Origin of the sequence: Granulicella rosea (genome assembly GCF_900188085.1) — a bacterium.
Classification (GTDB): Bacteria; Acidobacteriota; Terriglobia; order Terriglobales; family Acidobacteriaceae; genus Edaphobacter; species Edaphobacter rosea.
The window spans coordinates 1,070,695-1,084,913 of record NZ_FZOU01000001.1 but is presented as its reverse complement, the minus strand read 5'-3'; the positions used below and the strand labels follow the sequence as shown (position 1 = coordinate 1,084,913).

Below are 14,219 nucleotides of genomic sequence, written 5' to 3'. Positions count from 1 at the left end.
GGCGCTGTCTCAATTTTCCAGCGCCGCGCCACCCGACTTACAGAACTTATAGCCAAGGTAGGGCACCGTCAACAGATACTGCGGATTGGCCGGGTCGTCCTCGATCAGCTTTCGCAACTGCCGCATGTAGGTGCGCAGATACTCGACATGATCGCGATACTCCGCGCCCCACACGGAGGTCAGAATCTTGCGATGCGGCACCGTGCGTCCCTGCGCGCGCATCAGCAGTTCGACGATATCGAACTGCGTGCGCGTCAGGTGTACCGGCTGCTCGCGCTTGAAGAAGGCGCGATGCTCCGTACATAGCGCCACGTCGTTGATGACGATGCGATTGTCGATTGCGCCGGGCTTCCGCGACCTGCGCAGCACGGCGTTGATGCGTGCGGTCAACTCACGCACGGCGAAAGGCTTGGTGACGAAGTCGTCGGCGCCGGCTTCGAGCGCCTCGACCTTGTCGTCTTCCCCATCGCGCACGGTCAGCATCAGGATGGGTATCTCCGGGAAGGCCCGGCGTATGGCTCGACAAGCGGCAATTCCACCGATGCCCGGCATATTGATATCCAGCAGCACGACGTCGCAGGGCGAGATGTTAAGCAGCGAGATGGCCTCCTCGCCACGCGCCGACTCCACGACCTCAAAGCCTACCGCCCGCATCGTGACGCCGATGACTCTCCGGACCGCGCCTTCGTCATCGATTACTAAGAGCTTTGTCTTCAAGCATGCCTCCAGCCTGTTGGTGAAGAGGTGTCATAGGCAGCGAGAGGTGGAAGGTTGTGCCTTCCTGCTCACTACTGGTCACCCAGATATGACCTTGATGCGCCGCCGCCGCGCGATGCGCGACAGAAAGGCCGATGCCCGTGCCCGGAGCATGATGTCGTTGCTCCGGGCTGCGGTAGAAACGTTCGAAGATGCGTCTGCGATCCGCCGGCAGAATCACCTTGCCCCAGTTGTGGATCGAGAACAGCAACTCATGGTTGCGCCGCGTCGCGGCAAGTGTGATCCGCGTGCCCGCGCTTGAGTACTTTGCCGCGTTGTCCAGCAACTCGCCTAGCGTTGAGCGAAGCATCTCGTGGTCGGCGGACAGCGCCAGCATCGGCTCGGAGACCTTGATCGAGATAGGCGACAGGAACGGCGCATCGTCCACGCTTTCGGCGCCCCGCGCGCGGAAGCGATCGACGACCTCGTGCAACAGCGCGCCGGCGTCCAGCGTCTCGCGATGCAGACTTAGATGTGCGCTTTCCATCCGCGCCGTCTGCAGCAGGCGCGTCGCCAGCTCGTTCAGCCGCTCGGACTGCTCATCGATCATGCTCGTCAACTCGGTTTGGACGCTGTCCAGATGCCCTGCCTCCAGCAGCCCGGAGCTGGCCGCGCGGATAATCGTCAGCGGAGTCTTGAAGGCATGCGCCAACCCGTCGAGCACCGTGCTGCGCAGCTCCTCCGTACGCCTCGCGGCCTCCGATTCTCCTTCCTTGACGAAGGCGCGGTGCCTCTCCAACGTGAGCGCCAGAAGCGAGGCAAGCGAGTCGAGCGCAAGTTGTTGCACATCGCCGATGACCACCACCACGCCGGCATACCCATCCTTGCTCCGCAGCTCGGCATGGAGCGTTCCGGGCGAAGCCTGTAGCGGCTGGCAACTCCTGAGCCTCAGCGCGGAGCGGAGCGCCTCGTGCGCCCGCGCCCACTCACCGGCGGTCTCCATTGCGCCGTTTAGACCGTTGAAGATGGCGACGCCTTCAAGCTGAAACTCTTTCAAGATCAACTCAGCCAACTGCCGCTCGACCGATTCCGACATACACAGCAGCAAGGCGCCGCGGCTGACCGCATAGAGCCGCTGAATCTTCACCCGCATCTGCTGGCTGGCGCGAGCCGACTCCCGCTCGCTTGCCGAGAGGCGGCTGACGGCAAGCGCGATCGTCTCGAAGGCAAGGATCGCGAAGACATGGCGCCCCTCAGCGATGCGAAAGCTATAGGTCGGGGGCGCGAAAAAGTAGATCTCACAGAGGATTGCAACCATGGAGACGACGGACGCCTGCCAGAATCCGCAATACAGGGCGAAGACGACGACGACAAGCAGATAGACCAGGCTGGCCGTCGACAGGTCGAAGTTCGACGCGGCTCCCACGATGGCGAACACACAACACAGGCCGATGCCCACGGCGCATTGGGCGGAAGATCTCAACCATCGTATGGGGTCTGCACGGCGGAACAGCTTACGGAGAAAGCCGGGTCGTGGCCATAAGAGACCGTGGACGGAGCCATCGTCGGCGGCCGAATCGGCAACCTCGAAGTTTGTCATGCAGGCTTGCATTCCTTTCAAGAACTGCCCGCCGTTCATAGGCGGAAGCCGTCAGGATGGTTTTTGTCCGCAGTGAGATTGATGAAAACAATAATAACGCAGCCGAGCAAGAAAGACGCAGGATGATGCCGCTTTTTTTCAAGATCTGTGCTGTTTAGGGATTGGCGGATATTTTTTAGGCGCTTATATGCGTTTTTTATGCGCCGTCGATTGAACTGTACCTATCGCGACCAGAAGATAAGGCCCCCGCCGCTCGACGCCGAGCATAGGCAGATTCAGACCTGCATATGCTCATCACCGGCTAACCCTGAAGGGAAATCAGGCTTCAGAACGTTCGCCCCAAACAACACCATTTACCGCCGATCGGTTCACCTCCGATCGCGGCTGAAAGAGAGTCCATGACCCAAGCTCGACGCAATCACAGCCCCGTCCGCTATGCGCCGTTTTTTCTCGCAGGAGCAGCTCTGTTCTGTACGCGCCCGGTACTCGCCCAGGCGGCAGCCGGCGCCGCAACCTCGAATGCCTCTCCCCTCGTCGTCGCCAAGACCGATCCGCCGGCGCGTGTCGTGCCGGCATTGAATCTAAACGTGGATACGACCAACCCCGTCAGCAGCTCCGTCGCTCCCGAGGACGCTCTCGTCACAGATCAGGCACAGACCGATGCCGCCAAGCCCGCCTCCGCCGACCCGCAGGCCGACGATCTGGCCGCGCTCAAAAAGCGCATCGAGGTGCTCGAGGCCGATCTGAAGACACGTTCGGTAGTCGCCCCCGGCGATGAGGATCCCAACAAGTACAAGGAACCCATCGCTCCCTTCTCGGACGTGGATTGGACCTGGCTGATGGGCGTATCGCGCAACCACGACGAGCCACTCTCCACCAAGCACTTCGTCCCCGAGATCCGCGCCGACATCAACTACAACCTCGACTTCAACCATCCCGTCGACGACACTATCAGCGGCTCCAGCGAGATCTTCCGCGCACAGGAGGTCCAGATCGAGCAACTCGGCATCGGCGGCGACTTCTATCTGTCGAACGTACACGCCCGCTTCATGACGCAGTTCGGCGAATACTCCGTCACCACACCGCGCAACGACGGCAGCCAGGGCCGTGGACAGTGGAACCTTGCCAACGCCTACCGCTACCTCTCCGAGGCCTACGGCGGCTACCACATCAACCACCTGCACGGAGTCAACGTCGACGCCGGCATCTTCATGTCCTACGTCGGCCTCTTCGGCTACTACAACTTCGACAACTGGGCCTATCAGCCCTCCTTCGTCTCGTCGAACACGCCCTGGTTCTTCAACGGCGTCCGCTTCCAGTTCTTCCCCACGCCGCACCTGAAGATCGAGCCCTGGTTCACCAACGGCTGGCAGGCGTATGGCCGCTTCAACAGCAAGCCCGGCCTCGGCGGCCAGATCAAATACAATCCCACGCCGAAGATCAACATCATCTCGAACAACTATGGGTATGGCGAGGACGATCTCGGCGTCGCCAACCGCGCTCGCATCCACACCGATAACAGCTTCGAGTACAAGTACTTCGAGCATCCGCACAATTTCATCAATCGCGTAGCCACGTCGCTCACGGGCGATGCGGGCTGCGAGTTCGGCGCGGGCTATCCGCAGGTTGTCAACCCCGGCACCGGCTATGTCCAGCAGCTCAGCCAGACCGGCGTCTCCTGCCACGGCAACAAGACCCAGGTCATCAACGGTGTCAAGACCACGAACGTGAAGCAGAGCTTCATCGGCTTCATGTCCTACACCCGCATGTGGTTCGATCACGATCGCCAGGGCCTCACCATCGGCGGCGGCATGATCAACAACCCCGGCCGTTACCTTGTGCTGACGCCGGTCATCAACGGCGCAACGGCGCTCACCGAGGCGCCGTACTTCCCGCAGACCCCCGGCGACAAGTTCCGTGCGGCGGACTTCACCGTCACCTACGACTACATGCCCCGGCAGTACCTCACCTATCGCGTCGAGTACGGCTATCGTCACGCCGATCAGCCCTACTGGACCGGACGCAAGGGCATGACGCCTCCGGGAGGCTCGCAGGGCTCCTCGGTCGGCTCGGCCGCGGACTACATCTGCTCCAACGGCCAGACCTCCTTCGACTCGGGATACGGCCTCGGCGTCAACGGCACGACCGGCGCCAGCAATACGTCGCTCGACCAGAACTACATGAAGAGCTACTGCGCCAATCCCATCAACATCCCCTCCTCCACCCTGGCGGTCAGCACCACCGGCTCCTCCGGCTTCACGCTCTGGCAGCCTGACCTTCGCAAGGACGAACAGAAGCTCACCTTCGCTCTGATGGTGAAGTTCTAAACCAAACCGGCCTCTCCCAGCGCCGCAGTCAGTCCGACTGCGGCGCCGGGGGAGGCCAAAACTTCTCGTCGCATACACGATCCAATCCATCCTCCTGAGCTGTAGTCCAACCGCGCTCACCCAGCACCTCCAACCTCGGGCTCCCTTCCGCCATAGCTCCGATGTTCCTGGAGGAGAAAGAGCATACTTGTTGAAATCGATTTCCGGCCACTTCCTTGCGCGCTGTTCGGCGATCCTTCTCTCTGCCGCGGCGCTGTGTCCTCCTCTTTCCGCAGCGCCCCCACCCGCCGTGTCCGATTCGGGAAGCCTGCAAGGAAGAGTCGTCTGCGGCGGCACACTCTGTCCGCACTTCGCCACGCAGATCGCGCTCCGAACCTTGCGGGGCGATAGGGTTGCGCTTCTTCCCATGAACGACGCCGGCCTCTTCAATGACACGGCCCTTACGCCTGGCACGTATCTTATTCAGGTCGTTAGAAATGGACGCGATCAAGGCGTCGCCCGAAGCATCCAGGTCGCGCCGGGTCAAGCGACGACCGTCGAGCTTGCCCTGCAGGCTGAGCCTGTTCATTCGGCCGGCCTCGCGCTCAAGAACGACTTTCTCCCCCAGGCCTCGACCTCCGCGGCGCCAGCCGCTGCGCCCGCGCTGGACAACAGCTTCATGCACCGCCTCGGCCGCGCCTATGCGGCGGACTGGGCAGGCAATCCGCCGGTCGCGCTCACCAGGGAGCCTCGCCGCGACTATCCCGCGCCCCTGTTCTCGCCACCCTACCCGGCGTCCGACTGGCCCATCGGCGGAACCCCCACCATCGAGGTTCCGGATGGTCAGACTTACCCCCTGATGCAGGCCATCAACCAGAACCACTCCCAGTTCAAGATGTATGGTTGGCTGGAGGTCGGAGCCAACGGCTCGACCAACAATAAGACCAATGCTTCCAAGGGCATCGGGTCGAACGCCCCCTCGGCCTACGATGTCTACGCCAATACCGTGCAGCTCGATCAGGCCGCTCTCTACCTTGAAAAATATCCCAACACCGCCCAGACCGAGCACTTCGAGTGGGGCTACCGAGCCACGCTGCTCTACGGAACCGACTACCGCTTCACGACCGCGAAGGGTCTGCTCAGCCAGCAGTTACTGCTCAAGAACAACCAGTACGGCTTCGATCCCGTCATGATGTATCTGGACTTCTACATCCCGCATGTGGGGCATGGGCTGAATATCCGCGTCGGCCGCTATGTCTCTCTGCCCGATATCGAAGCGCAGCTTGCGCCCAACAACTACAGCTACTCCCACTCCATCCTCTACACCTACGACTGCTATACGCAGACCGGCGTCAACGCCACGCTGAAGGCCAACGACCACTGGACGATTCAGGGCGGCGTCTCCGCCGGCTGCGACGCCATGCCCTGGACGACAGACGCCAAGGTCACTGGAAACCTTTGCGTGACTTACACATGGAGTCATGGCGGCAATGCGCTGAACACCTGCGCCAACAGCCTCAACGACTCCAAGTACGCCTATAACAACCTCGCCGCCTATTACATGACCTACTACCACCGCATCAACGCCAACTGGCACACCGACTCCGAGGTCTGGTACCAGTACGAGCGCGAGGTGCCGAACATGTACTGGTTCAACGCGGTCAATCAAAACACCTCGACCGGCCAGTATCTGCCGACCGCGGCGACGCCCTGGCCCGAGACTACCTACCGGTACCTGCCCGATCTTGCCGCGCATCCCAACGCCGCGCTGCCCGTCAACCTCAACTTCGGCGCGGTCTGCACCGACCCAAGAAAATCCGTGGGCAGTCAGCCCTCGCGATGCTATGCTCCTGAGTACGCCTTCACCAATTACATCGAACATAACTTCTGGAACAACACGGCGTCGTTGAACATCCGTAATGAGTTTGTCAACGACATCAAGGGTCAGCGAACCGGCACACCGGCCATCTACGAAGAACACATGGTCGGCTTCGATTTCTGGGCAGGAACGACGATCACCTTTCGCCCCGAGGTGAGTTACACACACGCATTCACGCGCTATGGAGTGTCGGGGCTCAACATCTCTCCAGGCGCGTCCATCTCCAACCTGGAAGGCGTATCGCAGGGTGCGGCGCCCAATCCACTCGGCCTTGGCAAGAATCAGGCGTTGACAATCTCGGCCGACCTGATCTGGCACTTCTAATCCGGGATAAAGCAGTTGCTGAAAGTCTCTGGGTCGATGCATGGGCCTTCACTCCATGAATCGGCCCACGCAAGGGAACAGGGCGTCTGCCCTGGGTTCTTCCGTCGATCTTTGTACCGCAAGACCCATCTCATCTATTGGAGCCAATATGACTGAACCGACTTCAGGCGAAATGAAACCCACCCTTGGGCTTACCGGTCTTACCAGCAATGCCATGGCGCTCATCGCGCCCGGGGCCTTTCTGTGGTTGACCTTCTACCTGCAGTCGACGACCAAGAACACTGGCCCCGCCATGTGGATGGGCATCGTCGGCGCGCTCCTGCTCTGTCTTTCCACCGCCGTCTGTTACGCCGAGATGGCGAAGCTCTACCCCGGCACCGGCAGCTCTTACTTCTTCGCCGAACAGGCCTTCCTCAATCGCGATAAGGCCTGGAAGTACGCCCGCATCTCGAAGTTCATCGTAGGCTGGGCCTCGCACCTCTACTACTGGATCTACCCCGGCGTCATGGTCGGCACCATGGGCATCGTCTGCGGCTACGTCGCTGGCACCATCTGGCCGAACTTCATGTCCGCATCGAACCCCGGCATGATCTTCATGATGGTCGTCGCCGTGATCTTCTCCTTCGCCATCGCCTACATCGCGCACCGCGGCGTCAGCAGCTCCACGGCCATCAACATGGTCATCAACATCATCCAGATCACCGCGCTGCTCATCTTCGCCTTCTTCGCCATCCAATACCGCACACACCACAAGCCCGGCTCCGAGGCATGGCAGTTCGACTCCACCTCCGGCGAGGCCTACACCTACGAGTTCAAGACGCTGCCTGTCGTCACCGCGGGCGTATCCGCGGACGTCATCCAGCGCGACCCCACCGGCGTGCCTCTGCCCAAGCTCGACGCCGCCGGCAAGCCGGTTCCCTTCCACATCGCCTACCAGGAGTACGACGCCTCCGGCAACTTCCTCGCCCACACCAGCGCCATCTCCGTCGTCAGCCCGCATCACTGGTCGTGGGTCTTCGTCCAGGCCACCATCGCCATCCTCATCCTCGTAGGCTTCGAGTCCGTCACCACCATGTCCGGCGAGGCCAAGAACGCCAAGCGCGACGTACCCATCGCCGTACTGACCTCACTGCTCGTTCAGGGCGTACTCTTCTACTTCTTCGAGTACTTCGCGGCGAACTACTTCCTCAACAGCGGTTACAGCATGCAGAGCGCCACCGGCTCCGCCGCTCCCATCGGCGACATGATGGTCATCGTCGGCGACGCCCTCTTCGGCGCCGGCCACGGACGCATCTTCATGCTGGCCGAGGCCGCCACCGTCATCCTCGCCCTCATCGGCACCACGCTCTCCTGCATGAATACCGGCGCGCGCGTCACCTACGCCATGGGCAAGGACGAAGAGCTCGGCGGCGAGTTCGGCAAGCTGCACCAGCGCAACCTCACCCCGCACCGCGCCATCTGGACCCTCGCCGCCATCTCCGCCGTCATCGGCTGCATCGCGGTCGCGGTGCTCTTCGGCGACGCCGGCGCGCCCACCGACGCCGCCATCGCAGCCCTGCCCCACGGCTTCTGGTCCTCCTTCGGTTACACCACCCACGACAAGATGGCCGCGCTGCCCAATACGCTGCTCATGGTCACCCTCGCCTCGAACTTCGGGACCTTCGTCCTCTATGCGCTTAGCTGCCTGCTCTGCATCGTGGCTTATCACAAGCACCCCAACCACAGCGCCATTCGCCACACCATCATCCCCGCCTTCGGCCTGCTCGCCAACCTCGCCTGCATGGCCTTCTATGTCATCGGACCCTGGGGAGGCTACGGCACCAAGATGGAGCCGCTCCTCGCCCTCGGCATCGCCGCGATCTGGGGAGCCTATGGCGCTTACCACTTCTATGTCGTAGGCAAGAAGGCAGGAAAGAGCGTGCTGCTCACCTCCCGCACCTAGCAAAAGGCTTGTCATCCTGAGCGCAGCGAAGAACCTGCTTGCGCCGTTGTCTGTTCTTGCTTTGTACTGACAGCACACCCCAGGCGTAGACTGGACTCATTCCACGCAACCGATCGCGTGGAATGAGTCCGCTTCACCGAGCGACCCACTATGCTTGACCTCGAATTTGCCGAACTGACCGATCCTGGCCGCGTTCGCGAGAACAACGAAGACGCCGTAGGCCACGTGCTGCCGGCCACACCCGCGATGGTGCAGTCGCAGGGTTGGTTTTTTTGCCTGGCCGACGGCATGGGCGCCCACGCCAAAGGCGAAGTCGCCTCGCGCCTCGCCATCGATACCGCCCTCGACGGTTTCCGCAAGATCCCCAAAGGCGTCATGCACGTCTCGCTCCTGCCACGCCTCGTGCAGGAGGCCAACGCCGCCGTATACGACGCAGGCCACGCCCAGGGCGGCGGAGGCATGGGCTGCACCTTCGTCGGTTGCGCGCTCCGCTTCGACTCCGCCGTCGTCGCGCACGTGGGCGACTCACGCTGCTACCTGTTGCGCAACGGCATCCTCACCCAGCTCACCCACGACCACACCATGGCTAACGAACAGGTACGCCTCGGCATCCTCTCCGCGGCCGACGCAGGCTCGGGCGAAGGCCGCCACCTGCTCACCCGCTCCATCGGCCAGGAGCTCTTCGTCGCGGCCGACACCATCACCGTCAACATCATCCCCGGCGACCTGCTCTTCCTCTGCTCCGACGGCCTGCACGGCTATGTCGAAGAGCAGGAGATCCGCTTCCTGCTCGACACCCGCAAGCCGCTCGAAGAGATCGCCACATCGCTCATCGCCGCAGCCAACAAGGCCGGCGGATACGACAACGTCAGCGTCCAGCTCATCCGCGTCCGCTCGGTCGAACGCATGGGCCTCTACCGCGGCCGCCCCTACCGGCTCCTCTAAGACCTATGTTCGCGCCTAACCTCGACCATCATCCCGGCGACACGCTCGACCACTTCCGCCTCGACAACATCGTCGCCACCAGCGGCATGGCTACGGTCTTCCGCGCGCACGACCTCGACACAGGCAAGCAAGTCGCCATCAAGATCCCTCACCCCGAGGTCGAAGGCGATCCGACACTCTGGGAGCGGTTCAAACGCGAGGAAGAGATCGGCACACGCATCGATCATCCCGGCGTCATGAAGGTCTTCCCCAACCCCAACCGCAGCCAGGTCTACATGGTCATGGAGTGGGTCGAAGGACGCCTGTTGCGCCAGATCATCAACGAAACCGGCAAGCTCACCCCAGAGCGCGCGACCTCGCTCTGCATCGGCATTTGTAACGCACTCGAGCACATACACAAACAGGGCGTCGTCCATCGCGATCTGAAGCCCGAGAACATCATGGTCGGCGCCCAGGACGACATCCACCTCATCGACTTCGGCATCGCCGGCGCTGCCGGCTCGCGCCGTCTCACTTTCGCGCACTTCTCGCAGAGCATGGGCACGCCCGACTACATCTCGCCCGAGCAGGTCAAGGGCAAGCGCGGCGACGCACGCAGCGATGTCTACTCGCTTGGCATCATGCTCTACGAGATGCTCACCGGCGCTGTGCCCTTCACCGGCCCGAACCCATTCGCGGTCATGAACGATCGACTGCTCAATCAGCCGAAGCCACCGCGCACCATCGAACCCAGCATCACCCCGCAACTGCAGGAGATCGTCTACCGAGCCATCGAACGCGAGCCGAAGAACCGCTACCCCAGCGCACGCGAGATGGCCCACGACCTCGAACACCAGGAAGAGGTTGGCGTAGCCGAGCGCGTGGAAGAGGCCCAGTGGGACAAACGCCAGTCCCCCGCACTGCGCCGTATCCTGCTCTACGTCGGAATTGTGCTCATCCCGATTACCATCTTCTGCCTGCTGCTACTCGTAGCCCATCAGCACTAACCCACCCACCAGGCATGTCATCCTGAGCGAAGCGAAGGACCTGCTCTTGCCTTTGCTTTTTGCTCTTCTTGTTTGTCATCCTCGAAGAGGATCTGCTTCTGTCGTTGCGTTGGCCGCCGGGCCTTACCGTGGCACAAACTCATCCGTATGAATCACAAACTCCGGATAGGCTCCCGAGCCAAGCTCCCGTATATCCATCCCCTGCCAGTCCCCGTCCATATCCACGCGGTATGGAACGAACCGGTCGATCAGCATATTCAACCCATGCACCAGCGGCAACCCAAGCCCCAGCAGCGTAGCCACGCCCACCAACTGCGCCAGCAGGTGCGACCCCGCCGGCGGCGCCAGCAGACCGAACGCAACCAGCCCCCAAAGTCCAGCCGCGCCATGCACTGAGATGGCGCCGCCAGGGTCGTCGACCATCAGCCAGAGCTCGAAGATCTCCACCAGAAACGTTACCAGCCCCCCAGCCATCAGCCCCACAAAGATCGCCTGTCCAGGCGAAAACCACGCGCCGCCAGCGCTCACCGCCACCAGCCCCGCCACCCATCCATTCGCGCTGATCGAGGAGTCCGTCTTGCGATACCGCAGCCGCGTCGCCACCACGGCAAACAGCAGCGCCGACGAAGCTCCCAGCAGGCAGTTGATCGCCACCCACACCAACCTCTCCGGAGCGATGTTGTAAAACAGCAACGAGGCCGCGCCCTCAAGCCCGAACCAGCCCACCAGCGCCAGCAGGCAGCCGAAATGCACCAGTACGATGTTGTGCCCCGGTATCGCCGTCGCCATACCTTGCGTATACTTGCCCCGCCGCGGTCCCAGCACCCAGCCGACGGACAGTGCGCCAAGACCGCCCAGCACCTGGATCGCGCCCGCGCCGCCCGCATCCACAAAGCCTGGCAGTCCAAGCTCTGGGAGCCGCGTGGCAAGCCATCCCCCACCCCATATCCAGTGCGAGAGCAGCGGATAGATCAGCCCTGCCGCCACGACGCTCCATGCGCCGATGGCCGTCATCCGCCAGCGGTCGCTGCCCGTGCTGATCGGAATCATCGCTGCCAAACCCACCGCGAAGAGCTGGAAGCAAAGCACCAGCGTCTCGCGCGCGCTGCCGGGCTTGGCATAGAGACCTTGCCCCATGAACGGCTCCGCGCCCAGCCAGTCGAAGCCATGCAGCACATGCGCCGCGCCGCCCGCATGCCCCGCCCACGAGCACCCCACCGCAAGGAACACCACCGCCGCGATCGCGATCGCACAAAGCGTCGCCAGCAGCGTGTGCGCCGAGCTGCGCGAACGTCCCAGTCCTTGATGAATCAGCGCAAGACCCGCAGCCGCGAACGGAATCAGCAGAATGAACAAGAGCGCGATCATCGCTTGTCCTTTGCCGCAAGCTGCACACCTCGATAGCTCTGCGCCAGCAGCCAAAGGCCCAACGCCTCCACGGTAAGCGCGGCCATGACGAACGCATAACGCTGTCCCTGCGCATGCAGCAATGCAAGCGAAGCAAGCGCGATCGAACATCCCGAAAGCATCAGCAGACACCCGACCACACGCATGGCAGACTCCTTGCAACAAGACAGGGTTGAGATTGGTAGCAACCCCATTCTAAGCCCTGGTCAACGCAACGCGAGCCCGGCAAAAGCAACAATCTCGCATAGCCCCAACTGTTATACTTTCCTCACATCAGACCAACAAAATAAAAAGAGGTGCAGCGTTGAAGAGTCTGCTCAGCCAGCTTGTCTCTACGTCCATTGGAGCCTATTTTGTCCTCACCCTTGCGGCCTCGCTCGAGGTCTTTGGCGATGCCTGCTTCAACTCCGGTCTCTCCAGCTCCAACAGCTCGACCCGCGCCATGTGGTTCGCCATCGGCGTCGTGGTCCTCGGGTTCTATGGACTCTTCGTCAACCTTCCCCAGTGGGACTTTGGCAAGCTGCTTGGCGTCTACGTGGTGCTCTTCTTCGTCGTCGCGCAGATCGTCGCCAAGCTGCGCTTCGGCCAGTCGCCGACGCCGCCCATCCTCGCGGGCGGGGCGCTCATCGTCCTCGGCGGCATCGTCATGACCTTCTGGAAGGGTTAGACCTCATGTCGCGCTTGATGAGATCGCGCGAGATAAAACTTTTCCGACTTCAATCGAAATGAAGATGGTCGAGAAGGCATGAAGCCTTCTCGACTCGAGTTTGCACGGCAAGTCGCTTAGAAGTCGAACCGGAGGGCCGCCTGGCCGGTGCGACTGCCGGCGCCTTCGGCGGTCTGCGCACTCCTCGGTTGACCGAACCGCGCACCGCCGATCGCGGTCGCAAGCGGTGCGAGTTCGTATGGTTGTGCACGTTCGTAAAGGTCGTTTCGAAACGTGCATGGGTGCGCTCGGCGATAAGAAACTTCCTGGCGGCGTCAAGGCTGACGGCCGCAGTGCCCGGCCCCTCGATGATGCCCACCCCGGCGTTACCGAGGCTTCCTGCATGGACGGGCGCCGGCGCGAAGTACATCCCCTGCTGTGAACCTCTCCGGCTGTGCTGGCGGTGACGACATCGGGACGAGGCAGCGCGCTGCGATTGGCTACTGACGAGCCTCCATGTCGATGCAGGCGACCACGGCATCGGCGAAGCCATCGCGATGCGTCCTTGGAACATACTTGCCGGCCTTCACATTCTCGAAGATGTAAGCGCCGGATGAATCGGCCGTGATGACGCGATCTCTGGATGCGTGAGCGAGGCATAAGCGCTTTCCTCATGCCTTATTTATGGGTTCCGGCGGATCATTCCAGTGGGAGATGTTGAAGATGCGCATGAAAGAAACCCGCCCTGCCCGGCCATGGGTCACCGAGCCTGTCGTGGATGCGGCGCATCGTATCCGCGGCAGGATGCGCGATCTGCGCGAGTCACAGAGCGGCTACGCCGATAGAGAGGAGTCGCCACGCGTGCAGGAGTCGAAATTCCTGCTCTTTCGCGGCGCCCTTCCCTCTCTTCCGATGCGTGAGGGAGAGACACGGGACAGGCTCGCGGTCTGGTTTGTACTCGGCGCATGGTTCACGCTCTTTGCCTTCATCGGAGTCGTGCTTGCCACGGCAATTCTCATCAAGGGGCGCGCATGAGCGTAACGCACAACGTTGATCCCAGGCAGCTCGACGCGAAGGAGTCCGGTATCAGGGTCCTGATACTCGGCGAAGAATACGATCCCGTGGATGGCTTGCGCCTCACGCTTACCAAATCAGGGTATGCCGTGCAGACCGCGCAATGCGAACATGAGGATCTGCCGAAGTTGCTTCTCTGGAATCCCGACGCGATCCTTCTCGATCTCTCGAACACACGACTGGACGCGGTTGAGTTCTTCAGCCGGCTGCGCGCCCTGTCTCCCGCTCAGATCATCGTCTTCTCGGCTGCCAGCGATTCATCCATTCTTGTCGACACGCTGGACGCCGGGGCCGACGACTTCGTCTGGAAGCCCTTGAGCCTGAGAGCCGTGCAGGCTCGCCTCGGCGCTTGCCTGCGGAGACAGCCGCACAGGCTACTCGCCATTCGCAGCAGCATGGCTTGAAATTTGTAAG

Annotated in this window: 13 protein-coding genes; 8 read left to right on the top strand and 5 right to left on the bottom strand. The window is 62.0% G+C overall.

Features of this window, described 5'->3' with window-relative positions:
* Positions 1 to 9 precede the first annotated feature (9 nt).
* A complete protein-coding gene (locus tag CHB87_RS04650) occupies positions 10 to 717 on the bottom strand; it encodes a response regulator transcription factor (RefSeq protein WP_245817805.1) in 708 nt (235 codons plus the stop codon).
* Positions 689 to 2,179 (bottom strand): sensor histidine kinase, encoded by a 1,491-nt coding sequence (locus tag CHB87_RS04645; protein ID WP_176441593.1) that lies wholly within the window; start codon positions 2,177 to 2,179, stop codon positions 689 to 691. The genes CHB87_RS04650 and CHB87_RS04645 overlap by 29 nt, the downstream gene beginning before the upstream one ends.
* Positions 2,180 to 2,694: 515 nt before the next feature.
* On the opposite strand from CHB87_RS04645, the gene CHB87_RS04640 reads away from it, so the two are divergent.
* The 5 genes from CHB87_RS04640 (at position 2,695) to CHB87_RS04620 (ending at position 10,678) form a co-directional block, all read left to right on the top strand.
* On the top strand, positions 2,695 to 4,623 hold the full coding sequence (locus CHB87_RS04640; protein WP_245817804.1) for an outer membrane beta-barrel protein: 1,929 nt from the start codon (positions 2,695 to 2,697) through the stop codon (positions 4,621 to 4,623).
* A 406-nt stretch (positions 4,624 to 5,029) separates the two neighbouring features.
* On the top strand, positions 5,030 to 6,805 hold the full coding sequence (locus CHB87_RS04635) for a TonB-dependent receptor (protein WP_089407190.1): 1,776 nt from the start codon (positions 5,030 to 5,032) through the stop codon (positions 6,803 to 6,805).
* A 172-nt stretch (positions 6,806 to 6,977) separates the two neighbouring features.
* The gene (locus CHB87_RS04630) at positions 6,978 to 8,747 is read left to right on the top strand and encodes an APC family permease (protein WP_176441592.1); all 1,770 of its coding nucleotides are present in this window, start codon (positions 6,978 to 6,980) and stop codon (positions 8,745 to 8,747) included.
* Positions 8,748 to 8,897: 150 nt separating this feature from the next.
* On the top strand, positions 8,898 to 9,692 hold the full coding sequence (locus tag CHB87_RS04625) for a PP2C family protein-serine/threonine phosphatase (protein ID WP_089407188.1): 795 nt from the start codon (positions 8,898 to 8,900) through the stop codon (positions 9,690 to 9,692).
* A gap of 5 nt (positions 9,693 to 9,697) precedes the next feature.
* Complete coding sequence (locus tag CHB87_RS04620; protein WP_089407187.1) at positions 9,698 to 10,678, top strand: serine/threonine protein kinase; 981 nt, start codon at positions 9,698 to 9,700, stop codon at positions 10,676 to 10,678.
* A gap of 123 nt (positions 10,679 to 10,801) precedes the next feature.
* Here CHB87_RS04620 and CHB87_RS04615 read toward each other — a convergent pair whose 3' ends face one another.
* Both CHB87_RS04615 and CHB87_RS22165 read right to left on the bottom strand, forming a co-directional pair.
* A complete protein-coding gene (locus CHB87_RS04615) occupies positions 10,802 to 12,046 on the bottom strand; it encodes an ammonium transporter (RefSeq protein WP_176441591.1) in 1,245 nt (414 codons plus the stop codon).
* A complete protein-coding gene (locus tag CHB87_RS22165; RefSeq protein ID WP_176441590.1) occupies positions 12,043 to 12,231 on the bottom strand; it encodes a hypothetical protein in 189 nt (62 codons plus the stop codon). The genes CHB87_RS04615 and CHB87_RS22165 overlap by 4 nt, the downstream gene beginning before the upstream one ends.
* Before the next feature lie 158 nt (positions 12,232 to 12,389).
* On the opposite strand from CHB87_RS22165, the gene CHB87_RS04610 reads away from it, so the two are divergent.
* On the top strand, positions 12,390 to 12,752 hold the full coding sequence (locus CHB87_RS04610; RefSeq protein ID WP_217897007.1) for a hypothetical protein: 363 nt from the start codon (positions 12,390 to 12,392) through the stop codon (positions 12,750 to 12,752).
* Positions 12,753 to 12,801: 49 nt separating this feature from the next.
* Here CHB87_RS04610 and CHB87_RS22990 read toward each other — a convergent pair whose 3' ends face one another.
* The gene (locus CHB87_RS22990; protein ID WP_483866698.1) at positions 12,802 to 13,272 is read right to left on the bottom strand and encodes an outer membrane beta-barrel protein; all 471 of its coding nucleotides are present in this window, start codon (positions 13,270 to 13,272) and stop codon (positions 12,802 to 12,804) included.
* Positions 13,273 to 13,460: 188 nt separating this feature from the next.
* Here CHB87_RS22990 and CHB87_RS22160 point away from each other — a divergent pair, with 188 nt between their 5' ends.
* Together CHB87_RS22160 and CHB87_RS04605 are read left to right on the top strand one after the other, a co-directional pair.
* Positions 13,461 to 13,766, top strand: coding sequence for a hypothetical protein (locus tag CHB87_RS22160; RefSeq protein ID WP_176441589.1), 306 nt, complete (start codon positions 13,461 to 13,463; stop codon positions 13,764 to 13,766).
* Positions 13,697 to 14,209 (top strand): response regulator, encoded by a 513-nt coding sequence (locus CHB87_RS04605; RefSeq protein WP_089407185.1) that lies wholly within the window; start codon positions 13,697 to 13,699, stop codon positions 14,207 to 14,209. Before CHB87_RS22160 ends, CHB87_RS04605 begins: the two co-directional genes overlap by 70 nt.
* The last annotated feature ends 10 nt before the right edge of the window (positions 14,210 to 14,219 follow it).

Excerpts from the sequence above, each read along its gene's own strand:
- CHB87_RS04640 (WP_245817804.1), top strand. The coding sequence starts at position 2,695 with ATGACCCAAGCTCGACGCAATCACAGCCCCGTCCGCTATGCGCCGTTT.
- CHB87_RS04635 (WP_089407190.1), top strand. The coding sequence starts at position 5,030 with ATGAACGACGCCGGCCTCTTCAATGACACGGCCCTTACGCCTGGCACG.
- CHB87_RS04630 (WP_176441592.1), top strand. The coding sequence starts at position 6,978 with ATGAAACCCACCCTTGGGCTTACCGGTCTTACCAGCAATGCCATGGCG.
- CHB87_RS04625 (WP_089407188.1), top strand. The coding sequence starts at position 8,898 with ATGCTTGACCTCGAATTTGCCGAACTGACCGATCCTGGCCGCGTTCGC.
- CHB87_RS04620 (WP_089407187.1), top strand. The coding sequence starts at position 9,698 with ATGTTCGCGCCTAACCTCGACCATCATCCCGGCGACACGCTCGACCAC.
- CHB87_RS04615 (WP_176441591.1), bottom strand. The coding sequence starts at position 12,046 with ATGATCGCGCTCTTGTTCATTCTGCTGATTCCGTTCGCGGCTGCGGGT.
- CHB87_RS22165 (WP_176441590.1), bottom strand. The coding sequence starts at position 12,231 with ATGCGTGTGGTCGGGTGTCTGCTGATGCTTTCGGGATGTTCGATCGCG.
- CHB87_RS22990 (WP_483866698.1), bottom strand. The coding sequence starts at position 13,272 with ATGCCGTGGTCGCCTGCATCGACATGGAGGCTCGTCAGTAGCCAATCG.
- CHB87_RS22160 (WP_176441589.1), top strand. The coding sequence starts at position 13,461 with ATGAAAGAAACCCGCCCTGCCCGGCCATGGGTCACCGAGCCTGTCGTG.
- CHB87_RS04605 (WP_089407185.1), top strand. The coding sequence starts at position 13,697 with ATGGTTCACGCTCTTTGCCTTCATCGGAGTCGTGCTTGCCACGGCAAT.